Annotated in this window: 12 protein-coding genes; 3 read left to right on the forward strand and 9 right to left on the reverse strand. The window is 61.2% G+C overall.

Annotated elements, in window-relative coordinates; genetic code table 11:
• Positions 1-46: 46 nt before the first annotated feature.
• The 6 genes from PO860_RS00740 to PO860_RS00765 all read right to left on the reverse strand — a co-directional run bounded on the left by PO860_RS00740 (position 47) and on the right by PO860_RS00765 (position 7,069).
• Positions 47-1,021, reverse strand: coding sequence for an ABC transporter permease (locus PO860_RS00740; RefSeq protein ID WP_097622151.1), 975 nt, complete (start codon positions 1,019-1,021; stop codon positions 47-49).
• Between the two features lie 122 nt (positions 1,022-1,143).
• Positions 1,144-2,697, reverse strand: a complete 1,554-nt coding sequence (locus tag PO860_RS00745; protein ID WP_272782862.1) for a sugar ABC transporter ATP-binding protein — start codon at positions 2,695-2,697, stop codon at positions 1,144-1,146.
• A 103-nt stretch (positions 2,698-2,800) separates the two neighbouring features.
• Positions 2,801-3,790 carry an ABC transporter substrate-binding protein gene (locus tag PO860_RS00750; RefSeq protein ID WP_097622153.1) on the reverse strand — a complete coding sequence of 330 codons (990 nt, stop codon included), beginning with the start codon at positions 3,788-3,790 and terminating at the stop codon, positions 2,801-2,803.
• Between the two features lie 208 nt (positions 3,791-3,998).
• On the reverse strand, positions 3,999-4,445 hold the full coding sequence (locus PO860_RS00755) for an RbsD/FucU family protein (protein ID WP_183605557.1): 447 nt from the start codon (positions 4,443-4,445) through the stop codon (positions 3,999-4,001).
• A gap of 9 nt (positions 4,446-4,454) precedes the next feature.
• Complete coding sequence (locus PO860_RS00760; RefSeq protein ID WP_272782863.1) at positions 4,455-5,474, reverse strand: aldo/keto reductase; 1,020 nt, start codon at positions 5,472-5,474, stop codon at positions 4,455-4,457.
• A gap of 92 nt (positions 5,475-5,566) precedes the next feature.
• Positions 5,567-7,069: a UxaA family hydrolase gene (locus PO860_RS00765; protein ID WP_183605559.1), complete on the reverse strand. Its 1,503-nt coding sequence runs from the start codon at positions 7,067-7,069 to the stop codon at positions 5,567-5,569.
• Positions 7,070-7,296: 227 nt separating this feature from the next.
• On the opposite strand from PO860_RS00765, the gene PO860_RS00770 reads away from it, so the two are divergent.
• Together PO860_RS00770 and PO860_RS00775 are read left to right on the forward strand one after the other, a co-directional pair.
• Positions 7,297-8,196 carry a GntR family transcriptional regulator gene (locus tag PO860_RS00770; RefSeq protein ID WP_272782865.1) on the forward strand — a complete coding sequence of 300 codons (900 nt, stop codon included), beginning with the start codon at positions 7,297-7,299 and terminating at the stop codon, positions 8,194-8,196.
• Between the two features lie 124 nt (positions 8,197-8,320).
• On the forward strand, positions 8,321-10,315 hold the full coding sequence (locus PO860_RS00775; RefSeq protein WP_272782866.1) for an ABC transporter ATP-binding protein/permease: 1,995 nt from the start codon (positions 8,321-8,323) through the stop codon (positions 10,313-10,315).
• Between the two features lie 68 nt (positions 10,316-10,383).
• Here the strand turns inward: PO860_RS00775 and PO860_RS00780 are convergent, their stop codons facing one another.
• Positions 10,384-10,764: a GFA family protein gene (locus tag PO860_RS00780; protein ID WP_183605562.1), complete on the reverse strand. Its 381-nt coding sequence runs from the start codon at positions 10,762-10,764 to the stop codon at positions 10,384-10,386.
• Between the two features lie 83 nt (positions 10,765-10,847).
• Positions 10,848-11,291: a MarR family winged helix-turn-helix transcriptional regulator gene (locus PO860_RS00785; protein WP_183605563.1), complete on the reverse strand. Its 444-nt coding sequence runs from the start codon at positions 11,289-11,291 to the stop codon at positions 10,848-10,850.
• 120 nt (positions 11,292-11,411) lie between these two features.
• Between PO860_RS00785 and PO860_RS00790 the strand changes: the two genes are divergently transcribed.
• A complete protein-coding gene (locus PO860_RS00790) occupies positions 11,412-11,789 on the forward strand; it encodes a nuclear transport factor 2 family protein (RefSeq protein WP_183605564.1) in 378 nt (125 codons plus the stop codon).
• 29 nt (positions 11,790-11,818) lie between these two features.
• Here PO860_RS00790 and PO860_RS00795 read toward each other — a convergent pair whose 3' ends face one another.
• Positions 11,819-12,388 (reverse strand): AAA family ATPase, encoded by a 570-nt coding sequence (locus PO860_RS00795; protein ID WP_275038005.1) that lies wholly within the window; start codon positions 12,386-12,388, stop codon positions 11,819-11,821.
• Positions 12,389-12,404: the final 16 nt, after the last annotated feature.

Genomic DNA, 12,404 nt, shown 5'->3' on the forward strand with positions numbered 1-12,404 from the left:
TGGCGGTAGCCGGATGAGGGGCAGGCGGCGATCTCTTGCTCGCCTATCAATTGCTCCGGCGGCGGCGCAGCTGGTCGAAGAACACGATCACGATGATCAGCAGACCGGTGATGATGCGCTGCCAGAAGGAGTTGACGTTCAGAAGGTTGGCGCCGTTGTTGATGGTGGCGAGAATGAAGGCGCCGATCAGCGGGCCATGCACCGAGCCGACCGCGCCGAACAGGCTGGTGCCGCCGATGACGGAGGAGGCGATCGCCTGCAGTTCCCAGCCGTCGGCCTGCGTCGCATTGCCGATGGCGATGCGCGAGGCGAGCAGCACGCCGACGAAGGCGGCAAAGCCGGCCGAGAGGATATAGGCAAGATAGATCATGCCCTTGACGTTGACGCCGGAAAGGCGCGCGGCTTCCGCATTCGAACCGACCGCAAAGAGATAGCGGCCCCAGCGGCTCAGATGCAGGAAGATGAAGGAGGGCACCGCCACCAGAATGACCATCCAGAACAGGCTGGGAATGCTGAGGAAATCGGCCCGCGCGAAATTGCTGAAGCCTTCGTCGGTGATGCTGATCGTCGAGCCGTTGGTGATCAACAGGCCGATACCGCGCAGCGACGTCAGCGTTGCCAGCGTGATGATGAACGGCGGCAGGCCCATATGGACGATGCCGAAGCCATGGAAGGCGCCGATTGCCACACCGATGGCGAGCGTCAGCACGATTGCTCCCCAGAGCGGCACGCCCGCCTGCAGCAGCCAGGCGATGATAACGGTGCAGAAGCCGACGATGGCGCCGACCGAGAGGTCGATACCGGCGGTGATGATGACGAAGGTCTGGCCGAGCGCCAGGATCGCCGTCATCGCACCCTGACGCAGCAGGTTCGAGATGTTGAGCGGTGTCCAGAAGCTCGGGGTGACTAAGCCAAGCACGATCCAGAGGAAGATCAGCAGGCCGATCAGCGTCAGGCCGAACAGGATGTTCATTTTCCGGCGCGGCGGCGGCGCGACGATTTCGGTGGGGGTGGCAGTCATGAAATTTCTCCCTCTTAGAGAATTTCCGCTTTTCTCCAAAAGCGCGGGAATTCTCCATCTATTTGTTTTACGCAATTTCCGGACGCAAAACCGCAGCGCACTTTTGCTGGAATTGCTTGTGCTCAGACGCCGATCGCTTCGCTGAGCACTTCTTCATGCGTCGCCGCGTGGAAATCATGGCTGGCGACGATCCTGCCGCCGCGGAAGACGTGCAGCCGGTCGGCCAGTTCGTAGACCTCGGGCAGGTAGGAGGAGATCAGGATGATGCCTGCCCCCTCCTTTAGAAGCTTGGCGAAGAGCCGGTAGATCTCAGCCTTGGTGCCGACATCGACGCCGACTGTGGGTTCGTCGAAGATGAACAACCGGGCGCCGTGGCTCAGCCATTTGCCGATGACGATCTTCTGCTGGTTGCCGCCCGACATGCTGGAGGCCGGAACGCGCCGGCTCGGCGTCTTGATGCTGAGATCGCGGATCTGCTTGTCGGCATTGGCCGATTCGCGTGCGTGATTGATCACCGGGCCGTGGCTGAGGCGCCCGAACACCGGCAGGTTGATGTTGAGGCCGATCGGCAGGTTGAGGCAGAGCCCCTGGTCGCGCCGGCTTTCGGGCGCGAGCGCGATGCCGAGCTCCATCGCCGTGCGTTCGTTCCTGATATCGACGCGCTTGCCTCTCCAGTGGATTTCGCCGGCGCTGATCGGCTGGCGGCCATAGAGGCCGAGCGCGAATTCGCTGCGGCCGGCGCCGATCAGCCCGTAGAGGCCGACGATCTGTCCCGCCTTGACGCTGAGCGACACGTCTTCGAAGCCCGGGCCGGAGAGGCCGTTGACGTCGACGATCGTCTCGCCGATCGCAATCTCTTCCTTGTGGTAGATCTGTTCGATCGAGCGGTTGATCATCAGCGCGATCAACTCGGCATCGTTGGTCTCGCCGATCAGCCGCGTGCCGACATGCGTGCCGTCGCGCAGCACCGAGACACGGTCGGCAAGCTCGAAGACTTCCTCCATGCGATGGCTGATATAGACGATGGTGACGCCTTCGCCCTGCAGGCGGCGGATCAGCTTGAAGAGCTGTGCGGATTCCTGGCGCGTCAGATAGGCGGTGGGTTCGTCGAAGATCAGGAACTGCGTGCCGCGCATGGCCGCGCGCGCGGTGGCGACGAGCTGCTGCTGGCCGATGGTCAGCGAGCTCAACAGCGCACCGGCCGGCAGGCCGAAGCCGAGATCGTCGAGCACGGCCTGCGCCAGCTTCTCCATCTGCTTCTTGCGCATCAGCCCGTAGCGATTGACCTCGTCGCCGAGAAAGAGGTTGGCGGCCACCGTCAGGTGCCGGCAGAGCACGACCTCCTGGTGCACGGCGTTGATGCCGCGGGCGATCGCCTCATTCGGCGTCGACAGCCCCACCGGCTGGCCGCACCACAGCACTTCGCCGGCCGTGCGGGTAATGACGCCGGTGAGCAATTTGATCAGGGTGGATTTGCCGGCGCCGTTTTCGCCGACGATGGCGTGGATTTCACCGGCCAGGAAGGTCAGCGTCGCCGGCTTCAGTGCCTGGACATGGCCGTAATTCTTCTGCAGGCCCTTGAGTTCGAGGATAGGCGATCCGGCGGGAATTCGATTGGCTTCTTTCAGCGTCGCGCTGTCATCATGGCGATGACTGACCTCTTCCAGTCCGATCATGGACCTCTCCTCCTTGTGTCACGTCTGCTCCACCCTGGTAACCATACCATGGATGAAAAAGGCCGCGCCGGTTTTTGAAGCCGGCGCGGCCTGTCTGTCTTTGTTACTTGATCTTCGGGTTCAGCAGTGCGTCGATCTTCGGATCGGCCATATTCGCCTTGGTGACGAGGTTGGCGCCGGTGTCGACATTTTCCGGAACCTTCTCGCCCTTGGAGACGGCAAGCGCGGTCTTGATGCCGTCATAGCCCATGCGATAGGGGTCCTGAACGACGAGGCCGGCGATCGCGCCGTCCTTGAGGAAGCCGACCGTCTTGTCGTCGCTGTCGAAGCCGATGACCTTGATCTTGTCGCCGAGCTTGTTTTCGGCGATCGCCTGGCCGACGCCCTGTGCCAAGATCAGGTTCGAGGCGAAGACGCCGACGAGTTTCGGGTTGGCCGTGATCAGGTCGGTCATCATGTTGAGGCCGGTCGTCGCCTGGCCGTCGCCGTACTTGTCGGCAATGACCTTGAGACCGGGATGTTTGGTCTTGATCTGATCCAGGAAGCCTTCGCGGCGCTGCTCGAGCGAGCCGACGCCCGGCAGGTTGGTGAGGATGACGATTTCGCCCTCTTCCTTGCCCGTCATCTCCTTGATGGCGGCGGCAAGACCGTCGGCGGCGATGCGGCCACCCTGAACGTTGTCGGTCGTCAGGAACGACTTGAATGCCTTGGAGTCGGCACCCGAGTCGATGCCGATAATCGGAACCGACTTGGCGGCTTCATCGATCGGCTTGCCGAGTGCCTTGAATTCGGTCGGCGAGATGACGACGGCAGCCGGTTTGCCGGCCACGGCGTTTTCCAGAATGCTGATCTGGCCATTGATGTCGGATTCGGCCTGGGCGCCGAGCTCCGGCACGTTGACGCCGAGATCCTTGCCGGCCTTGCGGGCGCCGGCCAGAACGATCTGCCAGTAGAAGGACGTCGTATCCTTGACGATGATCGGGATCGTCACGTCGGCGGCAAAGGACGTGACCGGCATCGCCGTGGCGATGACGGCGGCACCCGCAAGCGCCGTAAAGGCACGGCGGGACAGAAGGGATTTCACGATAGTCATAAGGGTTCTCCTCTCAGGATGCGTTCTCCTCCAATAAACCGGACCGCTGAACGCTGGCGGAGGGTTTTTATCGATAAAAAACATTTGCCGGCAGAAGCTAGCCGAGGCGCATTCAAATTGCAAGAGCGCCGATCCGGCTTTTTTGCTTTGCTAAACTCCGCCCAAGCAACTGATTTTATTTCAATACAATAATACCCTAAAATAGGGTTCAGCCCAGATCGACCTCATGCGGATGCACGACGCCCTTTTTCAAAATCAGGTTGCCGTACAGCCGGAATTCCGTCGTCGCGACGATATAGCTGGCCTTGCGGGCCATCGCGTAGAAGGCAAAACGCTCCACCGGCACGATGCGGAAATCGCCGGCACGCTTGGCAACGATTTGCTGGAACTCGGCACAGACTTCGGGCACCGCATCAGGGTCGCCGACCACTTCCATCCGCCACGCCGTTTCCGGCACGAAAGTGTCGAGCGGCATATGGGTGAGGATCGCCTCGGCCATGTCAGTGGCGCTGACGCCGTCGGCGCGAATGACCGGCGGACCCATCGAGCCCGAGGGAAAATTGGCGTCCGATATGACGATGTCGTCGCCATGCCCCATAGTCTTCAGGGCATGAAGCAGGTCGGGACCGAGCAGCGGATGAATACCCCTAAGCATAGTCTCTCCTCAGACCCGGACCGCTTCGACGCCGAGCGGCGGCGCGACCAGCGTATAGGGCTCGAATTCGGCGTAGATCTCGTCGGCAAGCCGCGGCTCGACGATCTCCATGTTGCGTATCAGGCTGGACGGCTTGGCCGTGCCGATCAGCACCGAAGCGACGATCGGATCGCGCAGCGGAAACTGCAGGGCGGGAGCGGCGAGCGGCACCCCGTGGCTTTTGGCGATCGCCTCCATGGCGCCGACCTTGGCCAGCACCTCGTCATCAGCCGGCATATAATCGAAATGCGAGCCCGGCACCGGGCCGGTGGCGAGAATGCCGGAGTTGAAGACGCCGCCGACGACGAGCGAGGTGCCCTTCTGCCGGCAGAGCGGCAAGAGTTCGGCAACGGCCGAACGGTCGAGCAGCGTGTAGCGGCCGGCCATCAGGATGCAGTCGAGATCGGCATCGCGCATGACGTCGAGGCAGACGGGCACTTCGTTGACGCCGAGGCCGAAGGCGGAGATTGCGCCCGAGGACTTGAGCTCCTCCAGCGCCTTCACGCCGGAATCGAGAAACTGCTTCTGGTGGACCGCATTCTTCGCCGCGCCATGGGTGTAGCCGCCGAGATCGTGCACATAGAGAATATCGATGCGATTGAGGCCGAGGCGGGCATAGCTGAATTCGACCGAGCGCATGATGCCGTCATAGGAATAGTCGTAATCGGCATCGAAGGAGAGCGGATCGACATAGCTATAGTCAGGCACGGTGCCGGTCGGCACCGGCCTGAGCAGCCGGCCGACCTTGGTGGACAGCACGTAACTGCCATCCGGCTGGTCACGCAGGAAATCGCCGACCCGGCGTTCGGCAAGGCCGAGCCCATACCAGGGCGCCACGTCGAAATAGCGGATGCCGCTGTCCCAGGCCGCCTGCAGCGTCTCCATAGCCTGCTCGCGCGGGCAGGCGCGGTAAAGACCGCCGAGCGCTGCCGCGCCGAAACTGATTTCGGTCACCTCAAGCTTGGTCTTGCCGATCTTTCTCGTCTGCATCATTCCTCCTCGCGAAGAACTCGAGATTCTGGAGCAATCCCAGGAAAAGTGTGCAGCGGTTTTCCGTCCGGGATTGCGTAGAAACAAAAAAACTAGAGCGTTGCGCCCAGATGCCAGGGCACGAATTCGTTATCACCGTAGCCGAAGAGCTCGCTCTTGGTCTTCTTGCCCGAGGCGGTGTCGACGATGAGCTCGAAGATCTCGCGGCCCTTGCCGCTGATCGTCGCGTCACCCGTGGCGATCGTGCCGCAATCGATGTCCATATCCTCTTCCATCGAGGCATAGAGCGCTGAATTGCTGGAAAGCTTCAGCGACGGCGCCGGCCGGCAGCCGAAGCAGCTGCCGCGGCCCGTCGTAAAGGCGATCATATTCGCCCCGCCGGCCACCTGGCCGGTCGCCGAAACCGGATCGTAACCGGGTGTGTCCATGAAGACGAGGCCGGGAGCGGTGACCCGCTCGGCATAACCATAGACCGCCGTCAGCGGCGAACGCCCGCCCTTGGCAACCGCGCCGAGCGATTTTTCCAGGATGGTGGTGAGACCGCCGCGCTTGTTGCCGGGCGACGGGTTGTTGTCGAGCGAGGCACCGTGCAGGGCGACATAGTCCTCCCACCAGGCGATTTTCTCGTCGAGCTTCTTTGCCACCTCGTCGCTGACGGCGCGGCTGCGCAGCAGATGTTCGGCGCCGTAAATCTCCGAAGTTTCCGACAGGATCGCCGTGCCGCCGGCGGCCGCCAGCAAGTCGGCGGCGACACCGAGCGCCGGATTGGCGGTGATGCCGGAAAAGCCGTCCGAGCCGCCGCATTGCAGGCCGATGATGATCTCGCCGATCGATATCGGCACGCGTTTTTCCCTGCCGACATCGGCGGCGATTTCGCGCAGCATGCCCATGGCGCGCTCGACCGCACGGCGCGAACCGCCGGCATCCTGGATGTTGAAATGCCGCTTCGAGGCGCCGGCACCGCTCTGGCCGTAGAGCGTCAGCTGGTTGACCTCGCAGCCGAGGCCGATCATCAGCACGCCGCCGAAATTCACATGCCTGGTGTAGCCGGCAAGCGTCCGATGCAGCACGTTCATGCCGTCGCCGGTCGAGCTCATGCCGCAGCCCTGGTCGTGCACGATCGGCACGAAACCGTCGATGCCCTCGTAATGCGGCAGGATCGTCCGGTTCGCCTCGTCGGCGATCGCCCGGCAGACCGTGGTGGAACAGTTCACGCTGGCGATGATGCCGATATAGTTGCGCGTTGCCGCCCGTCCGTCGGCGCGGCGGTAGCCCATGAAGGTGCGCGCGACGTCGTCGGCCGTCGCCGTCTCCGGCGCCGAATTGGCGGTCGCCGCCAGCCGGTCGTTTTCGAAATGCAGGTTGTGGCTGTGCACATGGTCGCCAGCCTTGACCTCGGCCGTGGTGCGGCCGATTGCCTGGCCGTATTTCACCACCGGCGACCCAAGCGGAATATCGGCAATCGCCACCTTGTGGCCGGGGTCGATTTTCTCACGGGTCTGAATGCCGGCAACCGTCGAACCCGGCGCGATGGCCGCGGTTGCGACCGCGACATTGTCACCGGCCGACAGGATGATCCAAGGCAGTTTGTCCAAGTCTCTTCTCCCTAACAAAACGCCCGCTGCATCGGCGAATGCGCATTGATTTTGTTTTTTATCTACAATAAACATTTTCAAGTCAACGGGAATATTGATCCTGTGGACGAGGGAGGCAATGGGCCGCAGGCGACCGGAAATGAGTTAAAGTTCGTTTGAACAAGCCCCGGTCGGTTTGCCCAGCTTTAGAGCAGGGCGACTGGCACGAGGGCGGAAAGCGGGGTCTGGTGGCAAGGCAGAATACGGTCTTCAAGGAAGCCTACAACAGGTATGCCGCAGCCCTGCGCACGGATACCGCACTGCCTTCGGAACCGGAGATCGCCGCCCAGCTCGGCGTCAGCCGCTCGACGGCGCGCGCCATCCTGACGCGGCTCAGCGAAGAAGGCATCATCCGCTGGAACAAGCGCCAGAAGATCGTATTGCGCCAACCGACGGACCGCGACCTCTTTCCCTCCGAAGAAACAGACTCCCTGCATGACATCATCGAGCGCAGCTTCATGCAGCGCATCCTCGCCGACGATGCCGCACCGGGCATGCAGATCAACGAATTGGAGCTTGCCCGCGAGATCGGCACGGGCACAACCAGCGTGCGCGAATTCCTGATCCGCTTCTCCCGCTTCGGCCTGATCGAGAAACGGCCGAACAGCCACTGGACGCTCAAAGGCTTCACCCGCGAATTCGCCCTCGAGCTGGCCGATGTGCGCGAGATGTTCGAGTTGCACTCCGCCGCCGAATTCGGCCGGCTTCCGAGAGATCATCAGGCCTGGACCGATCTTGCCGCCATCCGTGACGAACATCACGCCATGCTTGCCGACATCAACCAGCGCTTCAGGGATTTCTCCGTCCTCGACGAACGCTTCCACCTCTTGATCCACCGCGCCTCGAAAAACCGCTTCATCGCCGATTTCTACGACGCGATCGCCATCGTCTTCCATTATCACTACCAGTGGAACAAGACCGCCGCCCGCGAGCGCAACGAGCGCGCCATCCACGAACATCTGGATTATATCGCAGCGCTCGAATCCGGCGACCAGGCCGCCATCGAAACCGCCTGCCGCGCGCATCTGCGCTCCGCCCGCCAGACCCTGCTGCAATCCCTGCCGCAGATCGCCAGCGAAACTGCGTGAGGTGGGAAGTCACTGTGGAAAGCGAAAAATGAGGCGTGGCGTCAAGCGGCACGAAGCAGTCTCCGAAATCACCCTCGACACCGGCATCATGAAACCTTTTGATTTGTAAGCCGTTATCGTGCTCATGACGGCCGCTAAACCCAATCCCAAATCGGTCGATGGCACCGAATCGCACGGTGCCGAGAAGTCGCGCCAGGGGAAGGCATCGACTGTCGACGTCGTGTTGCCGCCAGATGCCATCCCACCCGATCCGGAGTTGACGCCTGAGGAGGCCGAGCAGGCACGCAAGCGGTATTTGCTGAAGCGTTTCTGGATCAGCGCGCGCCGCTACTGGGGCCGCAGTGGCGACAAGCTTGCCTGGCCGTGCACAATCGGCCTGTTGACCCTGATCGGCATGAATGTCGGCTTCCAGTACGGAATCAATCTCTGGAACCGCGCGATTTTTGACGCCCTGGAGCAACACGATGCCCGCACCGTCTATACCTTGAGCATCGTATTCCTGCCGCTGGCGCTCGGAACTGCAGCCCTTGTCACCGCACAAGTGGCTCTTCGCATGATGATCCAGCGCCGCTGGCGTTCGTGGCTGACGACCACCGTCATCGCGCGCTGGCTCGCAAGCGGTCGCTACTATCAGTTGAACCTCATCGGCGGTGACCACAAGAACCCCGAAGCCCGCATCGCGGAGGATTTGCGGATTGCCACAGAAGCCCCTGTCGATTTCATCTCTGGCGTCATTGCCGCCTTTCTGTCGGCCTCGACCTTCATCGTGGTCCTCTGGACGATCGGCGGCGCCCTGACCCTGACGATTGCAGGTTCGACCGTTACCATTCCCGGTTTTCTCGTCATCACTGCGGTCCTCTATGCCACGATCACATCAAGTTCGATGACGGTCATCGGCCGCCATTTCGTCCAGGTCTCCGAGGCTAAAAATCAAGCGGAAGCCGAATTTCGTTATACGCTGACGCATGTCCGGGAAAACGGCGAGAGCATTGCATTGCTCGGCGGTGAAGAGGAGGAGCGCAACGACCTCGACAAGACCTTCGCCAAAGTGCTCAGGCAGTGGGCGCTCCTAGCAGGTCAGCATATGCGCACAGCCCTTGTGTCGCAGGGATCGAGTCTGTTTGCCCCAGTCGTGCCGGTTTTGCTGTGCGCCCCGAAATTTCTCGAAGGCAGCATGACGCTTGGACAGGTCATGCAGGCGGCGTCTGCCTTCGCCATCGTGCAGAGCGCGTTCGGATGGCTTGTTGATAACTACCCCCGTCTTGCCGATTGGAACGCCTGTGCCCGCCGCATCGCTTCGCTGATGATGTCGCTTGATGGGCTCGAGCGCGCCGAGCAGAGCAATGCGCTCGGGCGCATCAAGCGCGGTGAAACGGAAGGCGATGCGATGCTCAGCCTGAACGATCTCTCCGTGTCGCTTGACGACGGCACCGCCGTGGTCAAGGAAACCCAGGTGGTGATCGAAGCAGGCGAGCGGGTGCTCGTCGCCGGAGAATCCGGGTCGGGCAAGAGCACGCTGGTGCGGGCCATCGCAGGTCTTTGGCCGTGGGGCGAGGGCAGCGTCAATTTCCACGCCGACCGACGATTGTTCATGTTGCCGCAACGACCCTATATCCCTTCGGGCACGCTTCGCCGTGCCGTCGCCTATCCCGGCGCCGCCGACAGCTGGACGCTGGATCAGATCAGGGCGGCCCTCGACAAGGTGGGACTGGATTATCTGAACGACAAGATCGAGGAAGAGGCGCCCTGGGACCAGACATTGTCGGGCGGCGAAAAGCAGCGGCTCGCCTTTGCGCGTCTGCTGCTGCACCATCCCGATATCATCGTGCTGGATGAAGCAACGTCGGCACTCGACGAGAAGAGCCAGGAAAAGATGATGCAGATGGTGATCGATGAACTCCCTGAGGTTACCATCATCAGCGTCGCGCACCGCGCCGAGCTGGAAGCCTTCCATAGCCGCAAGATCACGCTGGAGCGGCGCGAGGGCGGTGCAAAGCTCGTCAGCGATATCGATCTTCCGCGCAAGCGAAAACCGAACCTGCTTGTGCGCGTTTTGAAGAACCCCTCGGTGCTGAAAGACGGGCCGAGTTCGAATAAAGACAGCACGGTCCCAGAATGAAATGTCCTTCGTCGGGGCCGGAAGCGTGCGCCTGCTAGGCCCGAAGCAGACGTCGCTGCAGCAGTTACCTATTGCTCATTCTGGGGCAGGTTGTCGGTGATGTCGTAGTAGTCGCCTTTGTCAGCGACAAAGATATGCATTTTCAGTTTGGTTTCGGTCGAGCTGTCAAATGCACCCATCGCGACACTAAGCCAGTCGCGATGAGGTGGATCCCAAAACAGTGATGATCCGCATATCGCGCAAAATCCACGCCGCACCTTTTCCGAGGATTGATACCAGGTCACATTTTCGCCTCCCTGGATCCTGATCTGATGTCGAGGTACGTCGGTTGAAGCGAAAAAGTGCCCGGATTGTTTGCGACATTTGGAGCAGTGGCATGCGTCCGGCGCTCGTAGATCGGCTTCGATCTCAAAAGTTACCGCACCACACAGACAGGATCCTTTATGCACCAGCGTTCCTCCAATAAGCCAAACTTGCCTCTAAGCCGAGGATCGCGCTGGTTGCCGCGGAGTCCTCGGACGCTCCATATAAATCACGTCGTGCTCACCATCCGATCCAGATTGTCGATCAGCCGCTTGAGCAGATCGACAAGCTGTGCCGCTTCGGCATCGGTGAACCCGATCAATGCCTCCCTATTTCCCTGGAACAAGGCCACAATTGCCGCCGGCATGCTTTTCTGTGCAGCCTTCGTCAGCACGATGCGGCTGCTGCGCCCGTCAGCCGGGTCGCGTGTCCGCTCGATCAAGCCATCCCGCTCCATGCGGGCGAGCATCTGCGCCATCGGCGGTTGCTCTATTCTCGCAAAGCGGGCGAGATCGCGCTGCGTGCTTGCCTTGCCATCTTGCAGCGCGACCAGCACAGGCAACTGACCGACACCGAAGCCGAGCCGTTTGAGGCGTGACTCGCTCAAGCGCGCGAATCCTCGCGCCGCAAGACTGACGAGATGCCCCGGTGTCGAAAGCACGTCTTCATTCATTCCGCTTGCCCCTCCTTGACCACCAGATACATATGTACGTATATATCTCCACGCACCGCATTCGGCAATGCCGTTTCGATGCCGCCGAGCCGATCTTTCAACCTCCGCTGAGGAAACGATATGTCCAACAATGACGTCGAAATGCTCAAGCGCATCTACGCCGGCTTCAACGCCAGAGACATCGACGCTGTCATTGCCGTCCTTTCCGATGACGTCGCCTGGGCCAACGGCATGGATGGCGGCCATATCAATGGTCGCGAGGCCGTGCGCGACTATTGGACCCGCCAGTGGGCCGTCATCAGCCCACATGTCGAGCCGGTCGCATTTGAGGAAACGGAAGACCGCGCCGTCGCGGTCGAGGTGATCCAGTCGGTCTTTGATCTCAATGGCCAGCCGCTGGAGGGGCAAAGCCACGGCCTGAAGGACAAGACCGTCACGCATATCTTCCGCATCGAAGGTGGTAAGATCGTTCGCTTCGATATCCGGGATGCCCGGTAAGCCTGGGATGCTCTGTAAGTTTGCACGAACTATGCCGGGGATGACCGCTCTCGGCGCGTCGCGGCCGACATATCCGCAAAGCCATTTTCGCATTTCGAGAGAATCTCGTCGACAACGACGGCGATCGGCGCGGTGGCGTCGATGACGACACCAGATTGCGGCGTGTTTTCTTTCGTTGCATGCAATCGCACAATCAGCGCCCGTTCGGCAGGTTTTCCGCCAAACTCGTCTGCCGGTCTGTAGGCCAGCCGCCGGTTCAACGTGTCGAGATCGACGTCGAGAATGAAAACCCCGTCAAACAGATCGATAAAGCGGGAGAAATTTCGAGAGCCGCCGCAGAAGAAGGAGATCGCCTTGCCTTGATCGGCGACCATGGATCTGACTTTGCCGACATCCCAAATGTGATGCGCGTGCACCCAAGTGACACTGTCCGTCACGGTCTTGTCGACAGGCAAGGGTTCACCCGTTTCGGGATCGCCGACATAAGACAATTCCCGGTCACTGTGGATGACGTGGTAACCGCGCCGCTGCAACTCTTCCGCCACCGTTGTTTTGCCGCTGCCGGAAACGCCTTCGATCAAATAGTTTTTGACGCCCATTTCCGTTCTCGTTGAT

This window comes from Rhizobium binxianense (assembly GCF_028994275.1).
GTDB lineage: Bacteria > Pseudomonadota > Alphaproteobacteria > Rhizobiales > Rhizobiaceae > Rhizobium > Rhizobium binxianense.

Bases quoted from the DNA above. Each gene is read 5' to 3' on its own strand.
- PO860_RS00740 (WP_097622151.1), bottom strand. From the start codon at position 1,021: ATGACTGCCACCCCCACCGAAATCGTCGCGCCGCCGCCGCGCCGGAAA.
- PO860_RS00745 (WP_272782862.1), bottom strand. From the start codon at position 2,697: ATGATCGGACTGGAAGAGGTCAGTCATCGCCATGATGACAGCGCGACG.
- PO860_RS00750 (WP_097622153.1), bottom strand. From the start codon at position 3,790: ATGACTATCGTGAAATCCCTTCTGTCCCGCCGTGCCTTTACGGCGCTT.
- PO860_RS00755 (WP_183605557.1), bottom strand. From the start codon at position 4,445: ATGCTTAGGGGTATTCATCCGCTGCTCGGTCCCGACCTGCTTCATGCC.
- PO860_RS00760 (WP_272782863.1), bottom strand. From the start codon at position 5,474: ATGCAGACGAGAAAGATCGGCAAGACCAAGCTTGAGGTGACCGAAATC.
- PO860_RS00775 (WP_272782866.1), top strand. From the start codon at position 8,321: ATGACGGCCGCTAAACCCAATCCCAAATCGGTCGATGGCACCGAATCG.
- PO860_RS00785 (WP_183605563.1), bottom strand. From the start codon at position 11,291: ATGAATGAAGACGTGCTTTCGACACCGGGGCATCTCGTCAGTCTTGCG.
- PO860_RS00790 (WP_183605564.1), top strand. From the start codon at position 11,412: ATGTCCAACAATGACGTCGAAATGCTCAAGCGCATCTACGCCGGCTTC.
- PO860_RS00795 (WP_275038005.1), bottom strand. From the start codon at position 12,388: ATGGGCGTCAAAAACTATTTGATCGAAGGCGTTTCCGGCAGCGGCAAA.